Raw genomic sequence first — 20,684 nt, forward strand, 5'->3', positions numbered from 1 at the left:
GCTCCGATCGAGCGGGGAGTACCGACGCGCTGGAGCTGTTCGCGCCCCGGGACGGACGGGGAGAGCTCATAGGCTGGCAGGCTCAGCCACCCGGCTCAGCCACAGCTCAGCCCCCTGAGGAGCCCCGCCCATGACCCTCCGCGTCCAGCCCATCGGCCGTGACGAGCACCTGGCCTTCGTCGCGGCCCGCGGCTCCGCCAGCCACATGCAGATCCCCTCCTGGGGCGACGTGAAGCCGGACTGGCGGGCGGAGAGCCTGGGATGGTTCGAGGAGGGTGAGGCTGCGGGTGCGGGTGCGGGTGCGGGTGCGGGTGCGGGTACGACTGCGGGTGCGGGCGGGCGGCTGGTGGGCGTGGGGCTGGTGCTGCTGCGCCCCCTGCCGAAGCTGAAGAAGTACCTCGCCTACCTGCCCGAGGGCCCGGTGATCGACTGGTCCGAGCCCGACCTCGACCGCTGGCTGGCGCCCATGCTCGCCTACCTCAGACGGCGGGGCGCCTTCTCGGTGAAGATGGGCCCGCCGGTCGTCGTACGGAGGTGGAGCGCGGACGCGGTCAAGGCGGCGATCGCCGATCCCGGTGCGCGTCGGCTGGGGGACGCCGAGGCGACATCGCACGAACCACGCGCCGTCGACGTGGCCGACCGGCTGCGCCGCGCGGGCTGGCGGCAGAGCGAGCCGGGCGGCGAGGACGGTTTCGCGGCCGGGCAGCCCAGTTACGTCTTCCAGGTGCCGCTCGCGGGGCGGAGCCTGGAGGAGGTCCACCGCAGCCTGAACCAGCAGTGGCGGCGCAACATCAAGAAGGCGGAGAAGGCGGGCGTGAAGATCGTCCGCGGGGGCCTGGACGACCTGCCTGCGTTCTACGAGCTGTACACCGAGACCGCCGAACGCGACCGGTTCATCCCGCGCCCGCTGCCCTACTTCCAGCGCATGTGGACCGCGCTCACCGCCGAGGACCCCGACCGCATGCGGCTCTACCTGGCCCACCACGACGGGGAGGTCCTCGCCGCCGCCACGATGCTGACGGTCGGCGAGCACGTCTGGTACTCCTACGGCGCCTCCACCAGCCGCAAGCGCGAGGTCCAGCCGAACAACGCCATGCAGTGGCGCATGATCTGCGACGCCCACGAGCTCGGCGCCGCCGTGTACGACCTGCGGGGCATCACGGACACCCTGGAGGAGTCCAACCACCTGCTGGGACTGCTCCGGTTCAAGGCGGGGACGGGCGGAGAGGCGGTGGAGTACCTGGGGGAGTGGGACTTCGCGCTGAACCGGGTGCTGCAGAAGGTGCTGGATGTGTATATGGCACGGCGGTAGCGTCAGCGATACAGAGAGGTACAGGGGTAAATGGGTTTACGCACCTGACGACAGTCCACTACCCTAGACTTCGCAGTACATCGAGATGAACCTGTCCGAGCGCATCTGACCGCATCCCCGAGCACCCGCACTGGAACGCCCGTGAGCACCCGCAACGCCGCCTCCTCGTCCGCAACGCCCGCCCCGGTCGCATCCGCACCGGTCGCCGCCGGGGCGAGCCCGGCAGCGGGCGGCGGCACTCGCGGTCGACGCTCGCTCGGCCCCGTCGGTCTGGTGTTCGCCGGGGGCGTCTCCGTGCAGTTCGGCGGCGCCCTGGCGGTCACCCTGATGCCGCGGGCGGGCGCGCTGGGCGTGGTGACCCTGCGGCTGCTGGTGGCGGCCGTGGTGCTGCTGGTGGTCTGCCGACCGCGCCTGCGCGGCCACTCCCGCACCGACTGGGGCACCGTCGTCGCCTTCGGTATCACCATGGGCGCGATGAACGGCCTCTTCTACGAGGCCGTCGACCGCATCCCCCTGGGTACCGCGGTCACCCTGGAGGTCCTGGGCCCGCTCGCCCTCTCCGTCCTCGCGTCCCGCCGCGCGATCAACGTCCTCTGGGCCGGCCTCGCCCTCGCCGGCGTCTGCCTGCTCGGCGGCGGTGGCTTCGCCGGCCTCGACCCGGTGGGCGTCGCCTTCGCGCTGGCGGCGGGCGCGATGTGGGCGACGTACATCCTCTTCAGCGCCCGCACGGGCCGCCGCTTCCCCCAGGCCGACGGCCTCGCCCTCGCCATGGCGGTCGCGGCGGTGCTGTTCCTGCCGCTGGGCATCGCCGAGTCCGGCACGAAGCTGCTGGACCCGGTGACGGTGGGGTTGGGGGCGGGCGTTGCGCTGCTGTCCTCCGTCCTGCCCTACACCCTCGAACTGCTGGCGCTGCGCCGCCTGCCCGCGTCGACGTTCGCGATCCTCATGAGTCTGGAGCCGGCCATCGCGGCAACGGCGGGCTTCGTCGTCCTGAACCAGGCGCTGTCCGCCACGGAGGCGGCGGCCATCGCCTTCGTCATCGCGGCGAGCATGGGTGCGGTGCGCACGCAGGTGGGGCGGGGGAAGGCGCCGAAACTGGAGGGGAACTGACCGGTCGGTCCCGGTTCAGGTTTCGGTCCCGGTTCCGGTCGCGGTCAGCGTTCGGGGGGACGGTTCGCCGGGTTCGTGGGTGAGAGGGCCGCGAGCCCAGCACGCATGGCGAGCGTGAGCGCGCTCGTCCCCACCAGGAGGACGCCCACCAGGATCCAGAACCCGAGGCTCCGCCCGTGCCACAGCGCGATCCCGGACCCGATCACCGCCCCCACGGGCATACCCAGCACCGGGCGCCAGTCGTTCGTCCGGATGGCCGACCCGAACCCCGGGACCAGGCCGAACCCACAGATCATCACCGCCGCGAAGTACTTCAGCACCTCGGGCGAACCCGCACACCGGTTCCGGCCGTCTGGGCACCCGGTGTGCTCCACGAACCCGGCGATCCCCCACCCCAGCCCCGACACGGCGACGACGAACACGGCGAATCCGGCCCACTTGAGAACCATGCGGGGAGCCTAGGTCTGTAGTCCCACCGCAGTGCAGGCAGCTGCGCGAAGCGCGCACTCGGGGCGCGGGCGATGGAGACGTGGTCCGGCGCTGCTGAGGACATCGACCGCACGGGCGCCGGCGGCCGTCGGTGGTTGTGAGGGGTAGTTGATGGACTTGGAGGGGAGGTCACCGGCGTCCCCCCCCCGCCCCCCCGCCCCTCGGGGCCGGGATCACAACCGCCGGCTTGATCAACTTGGCACCGACGCTCCTGCGAACGCCTGCTGGCGAGGTGAGCGTGGGGTCCGCTCGCTCGCTTCTCACCCGTGCTGGAGCGGACCGGGTCAAGGGTCGGCCGAAGGCCGATCGGCGCAGCCGACGCGAAGCGCCCTTGAGGCGGGCCGTGGAAGCACGACACTGACAAGAAGCGGGCGGACCCAACGCTCACCTCGAGTCAAACGCCCAGGTAAGCGACGCAACCGCAGCCCGTGGCGCCGCCGCCCATGGTCCCCCTGACGCCCGCCCGAAAGCCCACCCCACCCCACCCCACCCCACCCCACCCGCCCCACGGCATCCCACCCCACCCCACCCGCCCCACCTCATCCCCCCTCCCCCCAAACCCAAGCCAGATTATTAATGCAAGCATGCTTGCTTGTTTCTGAAGGCGCTGCCATGCTCGCCGCATGTCCGATCCGACACCCGTGTTCGATGACCTGCGTGCGGAGAGCGAAGAACTCGACCGGCTGGTGGCCGAGTTGAGTGTGGAGCAGTGGGCGCTGCCGACCCCCGCGCCCGGCTGGACCGTCGCCCACCAGATCGCGCACCTTGCCTGGACCGACCGCTCGGCCTTGGTGGCGGTGACCGATGAGGAGGGCTTCCGCGCGCTGGTCGAGCGGGCACTCGCGGCGCCTGAGTCGTTCGTGGACGAGGGGGCGGAGGAAGGGGCCAGGCTTCCGCCGGGTGAGGTGCTGGCCGGGTGGAGGGCAGGGCGCGAAGCCCTGGAGAGCGCCCTGCGCGCGTCGGCACCCGGCGTCCGCTTCCCCTGGTACGGGCCGCCGATGGCCGCCGCCTCCATGGCCACCGCCCGCCTCATGGAAACCTGGGCCCACGGCCTGGACGTGGCCGAGGCGCTGGGGGTGACGCCCACGCCCACCGATCGCCTCCGGCACATCGTCCGGATCGGCGTACGGACCCGGGACTTCGCCTTCGGAGTACGCGGACTCGAGCCGCCCGCCGATGAGTTCCGCGTCGAGCTCGTCGCCCCGTCCGGCGCGGTGTGGGCGTACGGCCCCGAGGGAGCCCCGCAGCGCGTCACCGGGCCCGCCCTGGACTTCTGCCTCCTCGTCACCCAGCGTGCCCACCGCGACGATCTCGCGCTGCGTGCCGAAGGGGCCGACGCCGACCGGTGGTTCGACATCGCGCAGGTCTTCGCGGGGCCGCCCGGCACCGGTCGCGTGCCGAAGGGTGTGGGTCGGTGACCCTGCGGATCGGCAATGCCTCCGGGTTCTACGGTGACCGCTTCGACGCGATGCGCGAGATGCTCACCGGCGGCGAACTCGACGTCCTCACCGGTGACTATCTCGCCGAGCTGACGATGCTCATCCTCGGGCGGGACCGCCTGAAAGACCCCTCCGCCGGCTACGCCCGTACGTTCCTCCGGCAGTTGGAGGAGTGCTTCGGCCTCGCCCACGACCGAGGCGTCCGTCTCGTCACCAACGCCGGCGGACTCAACCCTTCCGGTCTCGCCGACGCGGTACGGCAGCTGGCGGACCGACTCGGCGTCCCCGTGCGTGTCGCGCACGTCGAGGGCGACGACCTCACCGCCGGTCATCCCGCCCACCTCACCGCCCACGCCTACCTCGGCGGCCACGGCATCGCCGCCTGCCTGCGGGCGGGGGCCGACATCGTGATCACGGGGCGGGTCACGGACGCGGCGCTGGTCGCCGGGCCCGCCATCGCCCACTTCGGCTGGGCCCCTACAAACTACGACCGGCTCGCGGGCGCTGTCGTCGCCGGGCATGTGCTGGAGTGCGGGGCGCAGGCCACCGGCGGCAACTACGCGTTCTTCCGGGACGGGGACGTACGCCGGCCCGGTTTCCCGCTGGCCGAACTCCAGGAGGACGGCAGCTGTGTCATCACCAAACACCCCGGCACCGGCGGCTTCGTCGACGTCGGCACGGTGACCGCCCAGCTGTTGTACGAGACCCGGGGCGCCCGGTACGCGGGACCCGACGTCACCGCCCGTCTGGACACCGTACGGCTCAGCCAGGACGGGCCCGACCGGGTGCGGATCGAGGGGGTGCGCGGCGAGGCCCCGCCCCCGACCCTCAAGGTCGGGCGCAACCGCCTCGGCGGCTACCGCAACGAGGTCACCTTCGTGCTCACCGGGCTCGACGCCGAGGCCAAGGCGGCGCTGGTGCGAGAGCAGATGGAGGTCGACGGTTTCTCCAAGTGCCGCCCGCAGGAAGTGCGCTGGGACCTCGTCCGCACCGACCGCCCCGACGCCGACACCGAGGAGAGCGCGAGCGCGCTCCTACGACTCGTCGTACGCGATCCCGACCAGGCCGTCGTGGGCCGGGCGCTGAGCGGTGCTGCCGTGGAGCTGGCCCTGGCGAGTTACCCCGGCTTCCATGTGCTCGCCCCGCCCGGCAAGGGCTCGCCGTACGGCGTGTTCGACGCCGCGTACGTCTCCCAGGGCGACGTCGAGCACGTCGCCGTACTCAACGACGGGCGCCGCGTTCCCGTTCCCGCGCCCGCCGAGAACCTCGTACTCGACGACGTACCGGAGCCGCCCCTGCCGGAGCCGCTGCCGTCGGGGCCCACGAAGAGCGTCCCTCTCGGGCTGGTCGCCGGTGCCCGCAGCGGGGACAAGGGCGGGGACGCCAACGTGGGGGTGTGGGCCCGGACGGACGAGGCATGGCGGTGGCTCGCCCACGCGCTGACCGTCGAGCGGTTCCGCCGACTCGTCCCCGAGAGCCGCCACCTGCCTGTCACCCGGCACACACTCCCCGACCTCCGTGCCCTGAACTTCGTCGTCGAGGGGATTCTCGGCGCGGGCGTCGCCGCCCAGCATCGCTTCGATCCGCAGGCCAAGGCCCTCGGGGAATGGCTGCGCTCCCGCCACCTGGACATCCCGGAGGCCCTGCTGTGACCGTCATCGACTCCCGGCTCGACACCCACAGTGCCGACTACGCGGCGAACCGCGAGGCCATGCTGGCCAAGCTCGCCGACCTCGACGCCGAGCACGCGAAGGCGTTGACGGGCGGCGGGGAGAAGTACGTGGCCAGGCATCGCAAGCGGGGCAAGCTCCTGGCCCGTGAGCGCATCGAGTTGCTCCTCGACCCCGACACGCCCTTCCTGGAGCTGTCGCCGTTGGCTGCGTGGGGGAGTGACTACGCCGTCGGTGCCGCTCTCGTCACCGGTATCGGTGTGGTGGAGGGCGTGGAGTGTCTGATCACCGCCAACGACCCGACCGTGCGCGGCGGCGCCAGTAACCCCTGGAGCCTGAAGAAGGCCCTCCGCGCGAACGACATCGCACTCGCCAACCGGTTGCCCTGCATCAGCCTCGTCGAGTCCGGCGGCGCCGACCTCCCCTCCCAGAAGGAGATCTTCATCCCCGGGGGCGCCATCTTCCGGGACCTGACCAGGCTGTCGGCGGCCGGGATCCCGACCGTCGCCGTCGTCTTCGGGAACTCGACCGCCGGTGGCGCGTACATCCCCGGGATGTCCGACCACGTGATCATGGTCAAGGAGCGGGCGAAGGTGTTCCTCGGTGGGCCGCCGCTGGTGAAGATGGCCACGGGGGAGGAGAGCGACGACGAGTCGCTGGGCGGTGCCGACATGCACGCGCGCGTGTCGGGGCTCGCGGACCACTTCGCCGTCGACGAGCGGGACGCGCTGCGGCAGGCGCGACGGGTGGTGGCCCGGCTCAACCACCGGAAGGCGTACGGGGATCCAGGCCCGGCATCGCCTCCCAAGTACGACGAGGACGAGCTGCTGGGCATCGTCCCGGGTGATCTGCGGACGCCCTTCGACCCGCGTGAAGTCGTCGCCCGTGTCGTGGACGCCTCCGACTTCGACGAGTTCAAGCCGCTGTACGGGACGAGCCTGGCAACCGGTTGGGCGACCCTGCACGGCTATCCCGTCGGCGTGCTGGCGAACGCCCGGGGGGTCCTGTTCAGCGAGGAGTCCCAGAAGGCCGCCCAGTTCATCCAGCTCGCCAACCAACGGGACATCCCGCTGGTGTTCCTGCACAACACCACCGGCTACATGGTCGGCCGTGAGTACGAGCAGGGCGGCATCATCAAGCACGGCGCGATGATGATCAACGCGGTGAGCAACTCGCGCGTCCCGCACCTGTCGGTGCTCATGGGGGCGTCGTACGGGGCCGGCCACTACGGCATGTGCGGGCGCGCCTACGACCCGCGCTTCCTCTTCGCCTGGCCCAGCGCCAAGTCGGCGGTGATGGGGCCGCAGCAGCTGGCGGGCGTCCTGTCGATCGTCGCCCGGCAGTCGGCCGCCGCGAAGGGACTGCCCTACGACGAGGAGGGCGACGCGGCCCTGCGCGCCATGGTGGAGCAGCAGATCGAGTCCGAGTCGCTGCCGATGTTCCTCTCCGGGCGCCTCTACGACGACGGCGTCATCGACCCGCGCGACACCCGCACCGTCCTCGGCCTGTGCCTGTCCGCCCTCCACACGGCTCCCTTCGAGGGCGTGCGGGGCGGCTTCGGCGTCTTCCGGATGTGAGGAACCTTCAGTGATCACTTCTGTGCTCGTGGCCAACCGGGGCGAGATCGCCTGCCGGATCTTCCGCACCTGCCGTGAGTGGGGAATCCGGACGGTCGCGGTCGCCTCGGACGCCGACGAAAACGCCCTCCACGCGCGCGTGGCCGACGCGACGGTACGGCTGCCGGGGGCGGCGCCCGCAGAGACGTATCTGCGCGGCGACCTGATCGTGAAGGCGGCGCTCGCGGCCGGCGCGGATGCCGTGCACCCCGGCTACGGCTTTCTCTCCGAGAACGCCGGTTTCGCGCGGGCCGTCCTCGACGCGGGGCTCGTCTGGGTCGGGCCGCCCCCGGAGGCCATCGAGGCGATGGCGTCCAAGACGCGCGCCAAGAAGCTGATGGGGCTCGAGCCGCTGCGCGAGGTCACCGAGGCCGACCTGCCGGTGCTGGTGAAGGCGGCCGCGGGTGGCGGCGGGCGCGGGATGCGCGTCGTGCGCCGGCTGGATGAGCTGGACGACGCGTTGGAGGGTGCGCGCGCCGAGGCGGCAAGCGCCTTCGGGGACGGCGAGGTCTTCGTCGAGCCGTACGTGGACAACGGCCGGCACGTCGAGGTGCAGGTGCTCGCCGACACCCACGGCACGGTCTGGGCGCTCGGCACCCGGGACTGCTCGCTCCAGCGCCGCCACCAGAAGGTGATCGAGGAGGCCCCGGCGCCCGGTCTGACACCCGAACTCGCGCGGGAGCTGGCGGAGACGGCCGTACGCGCCGCTCGAGCCGTCGACTACGTCGGCGCCGGCACGGTCGAGTTCCTGGTCGCCGACGGCAAGGCGCACTTCCTGGAGATGAACACCCGCCTCCAGGTCGAACACCCCGTCACCGAGGCCGTCTTCGGCATCGACCTGGTCGCCCTGCAACTCCGCGTCGCGGAAGGCCACGCCCTCGACAGCGACGCCCCACGCGCGCGTGGCCACGCGATCGAGGCCCGCCTCTACGCCGAGGACCCGGCCCACGACTGGGCCCCGCAGACCGGCACCCTGCACCGCCTGTCCGTACCCGGCGTGCGCCTGGACACCGGCTACGAGGACGGCGACTCCATCGGCGTCCACTACGACCCCATGCTCGCCAAGGCCGTCACCCACGCCCCCACCCGCGCGGAGGCCGTCCGCAAACTCGCCGGCGCCCTCGAACGGGCCACCCTCCACGGCCCGGTCACCAACCGCGACCTCCTCGTACGCTCCCTGCGGCACGAGGAGTTCACCACCGCCCGCATGGACACCGGCTTCTACGACCGCCACCTCCCGGACCTGACCCGCCAGGCCCCCGACCCCTACGCCCCCTTGGCCGCCGCCCTCGCCGACGCCCATGGCCGCTCCCGCTTCGGCGGCTGGCGCAACCTGCCCTCCCAGCCGCAGACCAAGCGCTACGCGACGGCGGGCGAGGAACACGAGGTCAGCTACCAGCACACGAGGAACGGCCTGACGGCAGTCGGCGTGCATGTCGTCCATGCCGACGCGGGTCTGGTGGTCCTGGAGGCGGACGGCGTACGGCGCAGGTTCGAAGTGGCTCGCTACGGCGACCAGATCCACGTGAACGGAGCCACGCTCACCGCCCTGCCCCGCTTCCCCGCCCCGACAGCCGAACGCGCTCCCGGCTCCCTGCTGGCCCCCATGCCCGGCACGGTCGTCAAGGTCGCGGACGGCCTCATCACCGGATCGAGTGTCCAAGCGGGCGAACCGCTGGTGTGGCTGGAAGCGATGAAGATGCAACACGTCATTTCCGCCCCGGTGACGGGAACGGTCACGGCCCTCCCGGTGACGGCCGGCCGGCAAGTGGAGTTGGGCGCGCTCCTGGCGGTGGTGGAGAGCGGCCGACCCTAGGGGCGCGGGGAACTGCGCGACAAGCCACGACGAACCCGCACCATGAGGAGCCACCCACATGACCACTCTCATCGAATCCGACGAGCACAGGGCACTCCGAGCAGCAGTAGCCGCCTTCGGCAAGCGCTACGGCCGGGACTACATCGCCACGGTCGTCGAAGAGGGCAGCTACCCCACAGAGCTCTGGCAAGAAGCCGCCAAGCTCGGCTACATCGGCGTCAACCTGCCGGAGGCACACGGCGGCGGAGGTGGCGGCATCACCGAACTCTCCCTCGTCCTCGAAGAGCTCGGCGCCGCAGGCTGCCCCCTGCTCATGATGATCGTCTCGCCCGCCATCTGCGGCACGGTGATCGCCCGCTTCGGCACGGACGCCCAGAAACAGCATTGGCTGCCCGCCCTCGCCGACGGCACGCGCCTCATGGCCTTCGGCATCACCGAACCCGACGCCGGCTCCAACAGCCACCGCATCACCACCACCGCCCGCCGCGACGGCGCCGACTGGCTGCTGACCGGCCGCAAGGTCTTCGTCTCGGGCGTCGACGTCGCCGACGCCACCCTGATCGTCGGCCGCACGGAGGACTCCCGCACCGGACGCCTCAAGCCCTGCCTGTTCATCGTCCCGCGTGACGCAGAGGGCTTCCAGCGGCGACCCATCGACATGGAGCTGAACGCCGCCGAGAAGCAGTTCGAGCTGATCCTGGACGACGTACGGCTGCCCGCCGACGCGCTCGTCGGCGACGAGGACGCGGGCCTGCTGCAACTCTTCGCGGGGCTCAACCCCGAGCGGATCATGACGGCCGCCTTCGCCATCGGCATGGGGCGCTATGCCCTCACCCAGGCTGTTGGCTACGCGCGCGACCGCACCGTCTGGAACACCCCCATCGGCGCCCACCAGGCCATCGCGCACCCGCTCGCCCAGGCGCACATCGACCTCGAACTGGCCCGCCTGATGATGCAGAAGGCGGCCCACCTGTATGACGCCGGGGACGACACGGGTGCGGGCGAGGCGGCCAACATGGCCAAGTACGCGGCCGGGGAGGCCTGCGTGAAGGCCGTCGACCAGGCCGTGCACACCCTCGGCGGCAACGGCCTCACGCGCGAGTTCGGCCTCGCCTCGTTGATAACGGCCGCGCGTGTGGCTCGTATTGCCCCAGTGAGCCGGGAGATGATTCTGAACTACGTCTCCCACCAGACCCTGGGCCTGCCCAAGTCGTACTGACCCAGGCCGTACTGATCCGACACGCCGTTGTGCGAGGAGGAACCCATGTTCCGCAGCGAGTACGCAGACGTTCCCGCCATCGAACTCCCCATCCATGACGCCGTCCTCGCCCGGGCGGCCGAGTTCGGTGACACGCCCGCGCTCGTCGACGGCACGGACGGCACCACCCTCACGTACGAGCAACTGGGCCGTTTCCACCGCAGGATCGCCGCCGCGCTCGCCGAGGCGGGCGTGCGCAAGGGCGACGTCCTCGCCCTGCACAGCCCCAACACCATCGCCTTCCCGACCGCGTTCTACGGCGCCACGCGCGCGGGTGCCTCCGTCACCCTCGTGCACCCGCTCGCCACCCCGGAGGAGTTCGCCAAGCAGCTCGGCGACTCCTCGGCCCGCTGGATCGTCACCGTGTCACCGCTGCTGGAGACGGCCCGCCGGGCCGCCGAGATCGCGGGCGGGGTGCGGGAGATCTTCGTCTGCGACAGCGCGCCCGGACACCGCTCCCTGATCGACATGCTCGCCTCGACCGCCCCGGAACCGCTGGTCGACATCGACCCCGCGCGGGACATCGCCGCCCTGCCGTACTCGTCGGGGACGACCGGCACCCCCAAGGGCGTGATGCTCACGCACCGCCAGATCGCCACCAACCTCGCCCAGCTCGAACCGGCCATCGCCGACCGCTCCGGCGACCGCGTCCTCGCCGTCCTGCCGTTCTTCCACATCTACGGCCTGACCGCCCTGATGAACGCCCCGCTCCGGCTCGGCGCCACCGTCGTCGTTCTGCCCCGCTTCGAACTGGACACGTTCCTCGCCGCGATCCAGAACCACCGCATCACCAGCCTCTACGTGGCCCCGCCGATCGTCCTCGCCCTGGCCAAGCACCCCGCCGTCGCCCAGTACGACCTGTCGTCGCTGAAGTACATCGTCAGCGCCGCAGCCCCCCTCGACGCGGGCCTCGCCGCCGCCTGCTCCCAGCGCCTGGGCCTGCCCCCCGTCGGCCAGGCCTACGGCATGACGGAACTGTCGCCCGGCACCCACGTCGTCCCCGTCGACGCCATGCGTGACGCCCCCGCCGGCACCGTCGGCAGACTCATCGCCGGCACCGAGATGCGCATCGTCTCCCTCGACGACCCCGACAAGGACCTGGGCGTCGGCGAGTCCGGCGAGATCCTGATCCGCGGCCCCCAGGTCATGCAGGGCTACCTGGGCCGCCCCGACGCCACCACCGCCATGATCGACCCCGACGGCTGGGTCCACACCGGCGACGTCGGACACGTCGACGCCTACGGCTGGCTCTTCGTCGTCGACCGGGTCAAGGAACTCATCAAGTACAAGGGCTTCCAGGTGGCCCCCGCCGAACTCGAGGCACTCCTGCTCACCCACCCCGGCATCGCCGACGCCGCCGTCATCGGCGCCTACAACGACGACGGCAACGAAGTCCCGCACGCCCACGTCGTCCGCCAGCCCACCGCCACCGACCTCTCCGAAGGAGAGGTCATGATGTACGTCGCCGAACGCGTCGCCCCCTACAAGCGCGTCCGCAAGGTCACCTTCATCGACGCCGTCCCACGCGCCGCCTCCGGGAAGATCCTGCGCCGACAGCTCAGGGAGCCGGCATGACCCTCATCGGCCGCACCCGCGAACGCGGCATCCACACCCTCAGCCTCGACTCGCCCGGCAACCGCAACGCCCTCTCCGCGGCCCTCGTCGGTGAACTCGCCGACGCCCTGACCGACTGCGCCAAGGACGGCGACGTCCGCGCGATCGTCCTCACCCACACCGGCAGCACCTTCTGCGCGGGCGCCGACCTGCGCGACCCTCCTCACCCCGACGCCCTGGTCGACCTCCTGCGCCAGATCCTCGACCTGCCCAAACCCGTCGTCGCCCGCGTCACGGGACACGTCCGCGCGGGCGGCCTCGGCCTGCTCGGCGCCTGCGACATCGCCGCCGCGGCCCACGAGTCGACCTACGCCTTCACCGAGGTACGGATCGGCGTGGCACCCGCGGTGATCTCCCTGCCGCTCCTGCCCCGCACCGACCCCAGGGCCCTCGCCCGCTACTACCTCACCGGCGAACGCTTCGACGCCGCCGAGGCCACCCGCGTCGGCCTGCTCACCGCCACCGGCGACGACGTGGACGCCGTACTCGCCCCCATCCTCGACGGCCTGCGCAGAGCCGCACCGCAGAGCCTGGCCGAGACGAAACAGCTGCTCACAGCTAGGGTGCTGGAAACATTCGACCGGGACGCGGCCGACCTCACCGCGCTCTCGGCCCGACTGTTCGCCTCCCCGCAGGCCCGCGAGGGGATGGCGGCCTTCCTCGAACGACGGGATCCCCCATGGGTGCTGTGACCACGGCCGAAGGCCGCGTCGAACGGGCCGAACGCGGCGAGCGCGTCCCCAAGCAGGACCGCAGCCGCGCCACCCGGCAACGACTCCTGGAAGCCGCCGTGGCCTGCCTCGCCGAACACGGCTGGGCGGGCTCCACGGTCTCCGTCGTCGCCGAACGCGCCGGCGTCTCCCGCGGCGCCGCCCAGCACCACTTCCCCACCCGCGAGGACCTCTTCACCGCCGCCGTCGAATACGTCGCCGAGGAACGCTCCACCGCCCTGCGCGCCCTCTTCCCCCAAGGCGCCGCAGGCGACCGACGAGCCGTCGTCACCGCCCTCGTCGACCTCTACACCGGCCCCCTCTTCCGGGCCGCCCTGCACCTGTGGGTGGCCGCCTCCAACGAGGAACAGCTGCGCCCGCGCGTGACCGAGCTGGAGGCCCGCGTGGGCCGCGAGACCCACCGCATAGCCGTGGAACTGCTCGGCGCCGACGAGTCCGTGCCCGGCGTCCGCGAAACCGTCCAGGGGCTGCTCGACATGGCCCGCGGCCTCGGCCTCGCCAACCTCCTCACCGACGACCAGGGCCGCCGGGAACGAGTGGTCGCGCAGTGGGCGGGCCTGCTGGAGGAGACGCTGGGCTGACATGGGGGACACATTTCAGACGATCGTCGACCTCGACGCGAGCCCGCAGGACGCACCGAGCCTCGCCCTGCCCGTGGTGGAGTGGCTCGTGGCCGAGGGAATCGTGCTCGCCGACGCGAAACCGGGCTGGGCCCTGGGCGACAGGCCCGCCCATCCGCCGGGCCCCCACTGGCACAAGGCGGTCGCCGACGCCCGCTTCGGCGCACCCGAAGGCCTCGCGGTGTACACCGAACACCACATCTTCTACAGCCTCAACAGCCCCGGCCCGCACACGGTGACGTGCCCACGCTGCACAACAGCCAGTGTCGAGGAGGGCGGCCTCGCGGAACGCTTCGGCACCGCCACCAGCACCTGGTACGAGACGGGCAGCGCCGACGTGGAGTGCCCCGCCTGCGCCGAATCCGTCCCCCTCTCCGCCTGGAGATGGAGCGACAACTCCCTGGCCTTCGCCTACCTCGGCTTCGAGTTCTGGAACTGGCCCGCGCTCGCGGAGGAGTTCCGCGCCCGCATGGCCGAGTTCCTGGACGGGCACAGCACGGCCTACCTGATGGGCAAGCTCTGATTCCCGCCGGGGCCTCGGGGGGCCTCCCTCACGGGCTGAGCCGCTCCACCCGCCAGCTCCCGTCCGCCTGCGCCACGTACCGCAACCGGTCGTGCAGCCGGTTCTCACGCCCCTGCCAGAACTCCACCGACTGCGGCGCCACCCGGAAACCACCCCAGTGCGGCGGCACCGGCACCCGCTCACCCTCCGGATACCGCGCCTCCAGCTCGGCGTACGAGGCGTCCAGATCGGCGCGCGTGGAGATCACCGAGGACTGGGCGCTCGCCCAGGCACCCAGCTGGGAGCCGTGCGGCCGGGTGCGGAAGTAGGCGGCCGTCTCGTCCCGCCCGGTGCGGCGGGCCACGCCCCGCACGATGACCTGCCGTGCCATCGGATGCCACGGGAACAGCAGCGAGACGTACGGGTTCTCCGCCAGGTCGCGGGCCTTGTGCGAGTCGTAGTTCGTGTAGAAGACGAAGCCGTGCTCGTCGAACTGCTTCAACAGCACCGTACGGGAGGAGGGCCGGCCCTCCGCGTCCGCCGTGGAGACGATCATCGCGTTCGGCTCGAAGAGGTGCGCCTCCGTCGCGGCCTGCTTGAACCAGCGCGCGAACTGCTCCACCGGAGTGGCGGCCAGCTCGGACTCGGCGAGCCCCTCCACCCGGTACTGCTTGCGCATCGAAGCGGGGTCGGGAGCCCGGTCGTCCGCGGGATCGAGGAAGGCGGCGTCGTGGTCGGTCACCCGGTCATCTTGCCGTACGGGCGGCTCCGACGGCCCGCTGTTCCCCACCCGGCCGTGGCACTGAGTGCCGCGAACACTCCTCAAAGGTGGCACCCGGAGATAGGGTGCTGAGGCCACCCCGATTGGTACCCCGGCTTGGGTGACCGCCGACCGCACGGGGAATCACTGGGGTGACCGCCCAGGACTGCGAGTCTCGAACACGACCGCGGATCCCCCGGGCGCCATCCGTCGCACACATCACGAGGAGCCGCCTGATGTCCGACTTCGTACCCGGACTCGAAGGAGTCATCGCGTTCGAGACGGAGATCGCCGAACCGGACAAGGAGGGCGGCGCCCTCCGGTACCGGGGCGTCGACATCGAGGACCTGGTCGGCCATGTCTCCTTCGGCAACGTGTGGGGCCTGCTCGTCGACGGCGCCTTCAACCCCGGACTGCCGCCCGCCGAGCCTTTCCCCATCCCGGTGCACTCCGGCGACATCCGTGTCGACGTCCAGTCCGCGCTCGCCATGCTCGCACCCGTCTGGGGCCTCAAACCCCTCCTCGACATCGATGCCGAACAGGCCCGCGCGGACCTCGCCCGCGCCGCCGTCATGGCCCTGTCCTACGTCGCCCAGTCCGCCCGCGGCCAGGGCCGTCCCATGGTCCCCCAGCGCGAGATCGACAAGGCCCACTCCGTCGTCGAACGCTTCATGATCCGCTGGCGCGGCGAACCCGACCCCAAGCACGTCAAGGCCGTGGACGCGTACTGGACCTCCGCCGCCGAGCACGGCATGAACGCGTCCACCTTCACGGCCCGCGTCATCGCCTCGACCGGCGCCGACGTCGCCGCCGCCCTCTCCGGTGCCGTAGGAGCCATGTCCGGCCCGCTCCACGGCGGCGCCCCCTCCCGCGTCCTCGGCATGATCGAGGAGATCGAACGCACCGGCGACGCCGAGGCCTACGTCAAGAACGCCCTCGACCGCGGCGAACGCCTCATGGGCTTCGGCCACCGCGTCTACCGTGCCGAGGACCCCCGCGCCCGCGTCCTGCGCCGCACCGCCCGCGAACTCGGCGCACCGCGCTTCGAGATCGCCGAAGCCCTCGAGAAGGCCGCCCTCGAAGAGCTCCACAACCGCCGCCCGGACCGCGTCCTGGCGACCAACGTCGAGTTCTGGGCAGCCATCATCCTGGACTTCGCCGAGGTCCCCGCCCACATGTTCACCTCGATGTTCACCTGCGCTCGCACCGCGGGCTGGTCGGCGCACATCCTGGAACAAAAGCGCACGGGCCGCCTCGTCCGCCCGTCCGCCCACTACATCGGCCCGGGCCCGCGCGACCCGCGCCAGATCGAGGGCTACGAGGACATCTCCCGGTAGCTGCCGGGCGGGGCCCAGGAAACGCAGACGACCCGCGGGCTGGGTCTCTCACGAGGAGAAGCCGGCCGGACGTACCGGCAGCCCGCGGGTCGGGTGACTGCGTTGGATTGGCCGGCTGCGTGTGTGGAGCACACGCTGGTCCGGCGCCGAACCGAGTACGACGACGGGCTCTAGCCCGCAGTCACCTCTTCCGTCCGGTATGCATACATCTGCCGAACCACCTCCCTTCCGAAGTACCAGCAACCCTAAGAACTGTCTTCTCGCCGTTCAACCGTTTTTTCGAGACGTTGACCGGACGTAGTCCCAGGACCTTCAGTAACGGCAGCCAAGAGGTTCCTCTGCGCAGATCGAAGGGCTCATCGCCCGCGGCGCGCGTGGGTTCGTCGAGGTCGAGCGGTATGCGCTGGACGGGGAGACGGGCCCGTGGCTGACCTTGCGGCTGGTGGGTTGAATTTCGCCGTACAACGATTTCTGCAATCTTGCGGGAATCTGATGTGTGCTGCGTCACGTTCCAGTTGAATGATGGCGAGTGAGCGAACCGACGCGTCTTACGTGCGGACGCAGCCTGCAGGGGGTCCAGGTGAGTGCTTCCCGACGTAGTGGGACCACCGACGAGCTGGGGCCGGACGAGCCCGAGCGCGAGCAGCAACACGAGCCCGAACAGCCGGAGCGGGACGGCTCGGATCTGCTCGCCGCGCTGCTCGACGGGATGGACGCGGCCCTCTGCGCCTTCGACGCGGACGGCGTCGTGACCCACTGGAACCGCGAGGCGGAACGGATCCTCGGCTGGAGCGCGGCCGAGGCCGTGGGCCGGCACGGTTTCGCCGGCTGGGCCGTGCGCAGCGCGGACGCCGAGGAGGTGGAGGGGCGGCTGATGACCGCCATGCACGCTCCCGGGCGCCAGGTGTACGAGTTCGCGCTGGTGACGAAGGACGGCGGGCGCGTGCTGGTACGGACGCAGTCCGCGGCCGTACGCGGGCCCGACGGGAAGCCGGCCGGCGTGTACTGCGCCTTCAGCGAGGTGCACGCGCAGATCGACCTGGAGCGGTCCATCGCGCTCAGCGAGGCGCTGTTCGAGGACGCGAGCTGGGGTGTCGTACTCGTCGACGCGGACCTGCGGCCGGCGGTGGTCAACGCGCACGCCGCCCGCGCCCTGGGCATCGGGCGTACGTCCGTGCTGGGGCGGCCGCTGGGTGACCTGCTCTCGCAGGGCGTCGAGGAACTGGAGAGCGCCCTCACCCATGTCCTGGCCGAGGGTGCGCCGCCCGCGCCCGCCGAGATCTGGGTGAGCGTGCGCACTTCCGAGGGTGACAAGCGGCGGTGCTGGCGCAGCGGCTTCCTGCGGCTGGCCTCGCCGCTCGCCGAGGAACCGGTTCCGCTCGGGGTCGGCTGGCTGTTCCAGGACGTCACCGAGGCCAAGCAGGGCGAGCAGGAGGCGGCACTTCTGCGGTTCCGCACCAACCAGCTGCACCGGGCGGGCCGGGCGGCCGCCGAGTGCGAGGACCCGGCGGAGGCGGCCGTCGTCCACCTGGACTTCGCCCTCGCCGGCTTCGCCGACCACGCCCTCATCGACCGGGTGGCGGGCGGGCCGGTGGCCGATGCGGAGACCGTGGGGCCGGTACGGCTGGTACGGGCCGCCGCGACCCCCTCCGGTGCGCCGGGGCCGAGCGCCCTGACCGGGCAGGCGGGGCTGCCCGTCCGCTACGCCGAGGGCCATCCGGCGCTGCAGTCCGTGGCACGGTCCGGGTCGGTCCGGGCGGGCGTCGGTACCGTGCCGGCCGAACAGGCGCGTGAGTGGGCCCGGGCCCGGCAGTGGCCGTCGGACACGGTGCACGCCCTGTGCGCGGTGCTGCGCAGTCGCGGGCGGACCCTGGGCGTCGTGACCTTCCTGCGTGGTGCGGGCCGCAGTGCGTTCGAACGGTCCGACGCGACGTACGCGGAGGACGTGGCCGCACGTATCGCGACGGCGCTGGACCTGTCGGGGCTGGTGGGGGAGCGGAAGGACTGAGGCGACCCTGCTCAGTGCCGGTAGAAGATCCGGTCCCGGTACTGCTCCATGATCCGGTAGTTCCAGTCGTGGCCGCCGTCCACGTTGCCGGAGCGCAGGAGTGGGGGTTCGATGCCGCGGTCGGCGAGGGTGGCGGCGGCGGTGGCCACGACGGCCTGGAGGAGGGCCGAGGTGACGACCGTCGACGCGGGGGCGAAGGGGGCGGGGACGGTGTCGAGGGTGAGTTCCGCGTCGCCGACCGCGATCTTGGAGTCGAGGACGAGGTCGCAGTGGTCCTTCAGGTGCGTGCCGGAGGTGTGCCGGGAGCTCGTCCGGGAGGCGTACGCCACCGACGTCACACCGATGACCTTCACGCCGAGAGTGCGGGCGGTCATCGCCATCTCCACGGGGAGGGCGTTGCGCCCGGAGAGGGAGATGATCAGCAGGGCGTCGCCCTCGCGCACGGGTGAGGAGTCGAGGACCGCGGTCGCGAGGCCGTCGACCCGCTCCAGGGCGGAGCCGAGCGTGGCCGGCATGACGTCCACGCCGACGACGCCCGGGACGGCGAGCAGGTTCATCAGGGCGAGTCCGCCGGCACGGTAGACGACGTCCTGGGCGGCGAGGGAGGAGTGTCCGGCGCCGAAGGCGAAGAGCCGGCCGCCGGAGGCGACGGTGTCGGCGAGGAGCGTGCCGGCGGCCTCGATGTTCTCGGCCTCCTCGTCGCGGACCCGCTGGAGCAGGGTGATCGCGGCATCGAAGAACTGACCGGCCGGCTTGCTGTCGCTCATCCGCGGGGCCCCTTCGCCGTGTGACGGTGTCCGTGTCCGTGTCGCGGATCACGGTGCGGTCTGGACCACTGCGGTGTCAATACGACACCCGGTGCGGGCGGCCCTACGGTGACCGGTGCGATGGCCTTACGGTTGGCCCTGCGACGCCGACGACCACGTAACTCTCTCGTTGCACCGGCACGGCACGGTTGTCGGTGGTATGCGTCAGAATTGAGTCCAGGGCCAGCGCACGCGCCGGAAGCCGTCCAGCCTTCGGCAGAGCTAATCGAGGGGCACGTATGTCCGGACTGATCGACACCACGGAGATGTATCTCCGCACCATCCTCGAGCTGGAGGAGGAAGGTGTGGTCCCCATGCGCGCCCGGATCGCCGAACGCCTCGACCAGAGCGGGCCGACGGTCAGCCAGACGGTGGCGCGGATGGAGCGCGACGGACTGGTGTCCGTGGCCAGCGACCGGCACCTGGAGCTGACGGACGAGGGGCGTCGGCTGGCCACGCGTGTGATGCGCAAGCACCGGCTCGCCGAGTGTCTGCTCGTCGACGTGATCGGCCTGGAGTGGGAGCAGGTGCACGCCGAGGCGTGTCGCTGGGAGCACGTGATGAGTGAGGCCGTGGAGCGGCGCGTGCTGGAGCTCCTGCGTCACCCCACCGAGTCGCCGTACGGCAACCCGATCCCCGGCCTGGAGGAGCTCGGCGAGAAGGACGGCGCCGACCCCTTCCTGGACGAGGGCATGGTGTCGCTGGCCGACCTCGATCCGGGTACGGACGGCAAGACGGTCGTCGTCCGCCGTATCGGCGAGCCGATCCAGACGGACGCCCAGCTGATGTACACGCTGCGTCGGGCGGGCGTGCAGCCCGGCTCGGTGGTGAGCGTGACGGAGTCGGCGGGCGGTGTGCTGGTGGGCAGCGGCGGCGAGGCGGCCGAGCTGGAGGCGGACGTCGCCTCTCACGTGTTCGTCGCCAAGCGCTGAGCCCGCTCGTCGCCGAGCGCTGAGCGTCCTCGTCGCGGAGCGCTGAGCGTCCTCGTCGCGGAGCGCTGAGCGTCCTCGTCGCCAGGTGCTGGGTGTCGGCTCACCAACTCTTGGGGCGCCGGGGGCAGTTGTGGCGTTCCGTCGAACCGGGCGAATCCAAGATTCCCTGTGTCGAATCGCAGCGCTTCGACGCTCCGCGTGCGAGGCTGTCGCGTGAGGCATATGACCTAGGGGGGTCGGGCGGATGTGCCGTGATCCAGAGGAGGGCCCCGGTGCCGTATGGCACCGGGGCCTGTCCTCCCCTGTGTTGACCCGGAGCCCCGAGCTCCCAGGGTCATTCCCCTCGGACCGTTTTCCCCGAGCGGCCCGCCTCCCGTTGAAGATCTCCCCTCGTCAGCGGCGATCATTCCTCGTGGGTGGTCACTCGAACGAGGGGTGTTGGCAGCGGAGAGTGCAATTCTCGAATACGCATTCGATACTCTGCCAGTGACGCTTCGCGCGGCCCGTGCGTTACAAGAAGGGGTAGGAAAAGGCGCGCGGCGCGTGTGACGGCGGCGAAGGCAGGACAGGGAAAGCGGCACGACGGCACGGCAGCGACGGCATACAGGACGCGCTACGGGACAGTCGGCTCGAGCAGGAGCGACGGTCCGAGCGGAGCGAGGGG

General features: G+C 71.5%; 17 protein-coding genes. 14 read left to right on the plus strand and 3 right to left on the minus strand.

What is annotated here, in order from left to right; genetic code table 11:
- Positions 1–130: 130 nt before the first annotated feature.
- On the plus strand, positions 131–1,312 hold the full coding sequence (locus tag ACFYWX_RS12620; RefSeq protein WP_389423956.1) for a lipid II:glycine glycyltransferase FemX: 1,182 nt from the start codon (positions 131–133) through the stop codon (positions 1,310–1,312).
- A gap of 141 nt (positions 1,313–1,453) precedes the next feature.
- Entirely contained in the window at positions 1,454–2,422 is a 969-nt protein-coding gene (locus ACFYWX_RS12625) for a DMT family transporter (protein WP_389423957.1), read from the plus strand.
- Positions 2,423–2,466: 44 nt separating this feature from the next.
- On the opposite strand, the gene ACFYWX_RS12630 is transcribed toward ACFYWX_RS12625, so the two are convergent.
- A complete protein-coding gene (locus ACFYWX_RS12630; protein WP_389423958.1) occupies positions 2,467–2,871 on the minus strand; it encodes a hypothetical protein in 405 nt (134 codons plus the stop codon).
- Positions 2,872–3,534: 663 nt separating this feature from the next.
- Between ACFYWX_RS12630 and ACFYWX_RS12635 the strand changes: the two genes are divergently transcribed.
- Genes ACFYWX_RS12635 through ACFYWX_RS12675 form a run of 9 tightly spaced genes read left to right on the plus strand, consistent with a single transcriptional unit; the run spans position 3,535 to position 14,198 of the window.
- Positions 3,535–4,329: a TIGR03084 family metal-binding protein gene (locus tag ACFYWX_RS12635; protein WP_389423959.1), complete on the plus strand. Its 795-nt coding sequence runs from the start codon at positions 3,535–3,537 to the stop codon at positions 4,327–4,329.
- Positions 4,326–6,002, plus strand: a complete 1,677-nt coding sequence (locus tag ACFYWX_RS12640) for an acyclic terpene utilization AtuA family protein (protein WP_389423960.1) — start codon at positions 4,326–4,328, stop codon at positions 6,000–6,002. The genes ACFYWX_RS12635 and ACFYWX_RS12640 overlap by 4 nt, the downstream gene beginning before the upstream one ends.
- Positions 5,957–7,597: an acyl-CoA carboxylase subunit beta gene (locus ACFYWX_RS12645; protein ID WP_389423961.1), complete on the plus strand. Its 1,641-nt coding sequence runs from the start codon at positions 5,957–5,959 to the stop codon at positions 7,595–7,597. Before ACFYWX_RS12640 ends, ACFYWX_RS12645 begins: the two co-directional genes overlap by 46 nt.
- A gap of 10 nt (positions 7,598–7,607) precedes the next feature.
- Complete coding sequence (locus ACFYWX_RS12650) at positions 7,608–9,452, plus strand: acetyl/propionyl/methylcrotonyl-CoA carboxylase subunit alpha (protein WP_389423962.1); 1,845 nt, start codon at positions 7,608–7,610, stop codon at positions 9,450–9,452.
- A 58-nt stretch (positions 9,453–9,510) separates the two neighbouring features.
- Entirely contained in the window at positions 9,511–10,671 is a 1,161-nt protein-coding gene (locus ACFYWX_RS12655) for an acyl-CoA dehydrogenase family protein (RefSeq protein ID WP_389423963.1), read from the plus strand.
- A gap of 45 nt (positions 10,672–10,716) precedes the next feature.
- Positions 10,717–12,285: a 4-coumarate--CoA ligase family protein gene (locus ACFYWX_RS12660; RefSeq protein ID WP_389423964.1), complete on the plus strand. Its 1,569-nt coding sequence runs from the start codon at positions 10,717–10,719 to the stop codon at positions 12,283–12,285.
- Positions 12,282–13,016, plus strand: a complete 735-nt coding sequence (locus tag ACFYWX_RS12665) for an enoyl-CoA hydratase family protein (protein WP_389423965.1) — start codon at positions 12,282–12,284, stop codon at positions 13,014–13,016. The genes ACFYWX_RS12660 and ACFYWX_RS12665 overlap by 4 nt, the downstream gene beginning before the upstream one ends.
- Positions 13,004–13,636, plus strand: a complete 633-nt coding sequence (locus ACFYWX_RS12670; RefSeq protein WP_389423966.1) for a TetR/AcrR family transcriptional regulator — start codon at positions 13,004–13,006, stop codon at positions 13,634–13,636. The genes ACFYWX_RS12665 and ACFYWX_RS12670 overlap by 13 nt, the downstream gene beginning before the upstream one ends.
- A 1-nt stretch (position 13,637) precedes the next feature.
- Positions 13,638–14,198 carry a hypothetical protein gene (locus ACFYWX_RS12675; protein ID WP_389423967.1) on the plus strand — a complete coding sequence of 187 codons (561 nt, stop codon included), beginning with the start codon at positions 13,638–13,640 and terminating at the stop codon, positions 14,196–14,198.
- A 28-nt stretch (positions 14,199–14,226) separates the two neighbouring features.
- Here ACFYWX_RS12675 and pdxH read toward each other — a convergent pair whose 3' ends face one another.
- Positions 14,227–14,856 (minus strand): pyridoxamine 5'-phosphate oxidase, encoded by a 630-nt coding sequence (gene pdxH, locus ACFYWX_RS12680; RefSeq protein ID WP_389424085.1) that lies wholly within the window; start codon positions 14,854–14,856, stop codon positions 14,227–14,229.
- Between the two features lie 317 nt (positions 14,857–15,173).
- On the opposite strand from pdxH, the gene ACFYWX_RS12685 reads away from it, so the two are divergent.
- Together ACFYWX_RS12685 and ACFYWX_RS12690 are read left to right on the plus strand one after the other, a co-directional pair.
- The gene (locus ACFYWX_RS12685; protein WP_389423968.1) at positions 15,174–16,274 is read left to right on the plus strand and encodes a citrate synthase 2; all 1,101 of its coding nucleotides are present in this window, start codon (positions 15,174–15,176) and stop codon (positions 16,272–16,274) included.
- 580 nt (positions 16,275–16,854) lie between these two features.
- Complete coding sequence (locus tag ACFYWX_RS12690; protein WP_389423969.1) at positions 16,855–18,282, plus strand: PAS domain-containing protein; 1,428 nt, start codon at positions 16,855–16,857, stop codon at positions 18,280–18,282.
- An 11-nt stretch (positions 18,283–18,293) separates the two neighbouring features.
- Here the strand turns inward: ACFYWX_RS12690 and ACFYWX_RS12695 are convergent, their stop codons facing one another.
- The gene (locus ACFYWX_RS12695; protein ID WP_389423970.1) at positions 18,294–19,049 is read right to left on the minus strand and encodes an SIS domain-containing protein; all 756 of its coding nucleotides are present in this window, start codon (positions 19,047–19,049) and stop codon (positions 18,294–18,296) included.
- A gap of 278 nt (positions 19,050–19,327) precedes the next feature.
- On the opposite strand from ACFYWX_RS12695, the gene ACFYWX_RS12700 reads away from it, so the two are divergent.
- The gene (locus tag ACFYWX_RS12700; protein ID WP_116150442.1) at positions 19,328–20,020 is read left to right on the plus strand and encodes a metal-dependent transcriptional regulator; all 693 of its coding nucleotides are present in this window, start codon (positions 19,328–19,330) and stop codon (positions 20,018–20,020) included.
- The last annotated feature ends 664 nt before the right edge of the window (positions 20,021–20,684 follow it).

Source organism: Streptomyces sp. NPDC002888 (genome assembly GCF_042888465.1).
Lineage (GTDB): Bacteria > Actinomycetota > Actinomycetes > Streptomycetales > Streptomycetaceae > Streptomyces.

Excerpts from the sequence above, each read along its gene's own strand:
- ACFYWX_RS12620 (WP_389423956.1), top strand. The coding sequence starts at position 131 with ATGACCCTCCGCGTCCAGCCCATCGGCCGTGACGAGCACCTGGCCTTC.
- ACFYWX_RS12630 (WP_389423958.1), bottom strand. The coding sequence starts at position 2,871 with ATGGTTCTCAAGTGGGCCGGATTCGCCGTGTTCGTCGTCGCCGTGTCG.
- ACFYWX_RS12635 (WP_389423959.1), top strand. The coding sequence starts at position 3,535 with ATGTCCGATCCGACACCCGTGTTCGATGACCTGCGTGCGGAGAGCGAA.
- ACFYWX_RS12645 (WP_389423961.1), top strand. The coding sequence starts at position 5,957 with ATGGCTGCGCTCCCGCCACCTGGACATCCCGGAGGCCCTGCTGTGACC.
- ACFYWX_RS12655 (WP_389423963.1), top strand. The coding sequence starts at position 9,511 with ATGACCACTCTCATCGAATCCGACGAGCACAGGGCACTCCGAGCAGCA.
- ACFYWX_RS12660 (WP_389423964.1), top strand. The coding sequence starts at position 10,717 with ATGTTCCGCAGCGAGTACGCAGACGTTCCCGCCATCGAACTCCCCATC.
- ACFYWX_RS12665 (WP_389423965.1), top strand. The coding sequence starts at position 12,282 with ATGACCCTCATCGGCCGCACCCGCGAACGCGGCATCCACACCCTCAGC.
- ACFYWX_RS12670 (WP_389423966.1), top strand. The coding sequence starts at position 13,004 with ATGGGTGCTGTGACCACGGCCGAAGGCCGCGTCGAACGGGCCGAACGC.
- ACFYWX_RS12675 (WP_389423967.1), top strand. The coding sequence starts at position 13,638 with ATGGGGGACACATTTCAGACGATCGTCGACCTCGACGCGAGCCCGCAG.
- pdxH (WP_389424085.1), bottom strand. The coding sequence starts at position 14,856 with ATGCGCAAGCAGTACCGGGTGGAGGGGCTCGCCGAGTCCGAGCTGGCC.
- ACFYWX_RS12685 (WP_389423968.1), top strand. The coding sequence starts at position 15,174 with ATGTCCGACTTCGTACCCGGACTCGAAGGAGTCATCGCGTTCGAGACG.
- ACFYWX_RS12695 (WP_389423970.1), bottom strand. The coding sequence starts at position 19,049 with ATGAGCGACAGCAAGCCGGCCGGTCAGTTCTTCGATGCCGCGATCACC.
- ACFYWX_RS12700 (WP_116150442.1), top strand. The coding sequence starts at position 19,328 with ATGTCCGGACTGATCGACACCACGGAGATGTATCTCCGCACCATCCTC.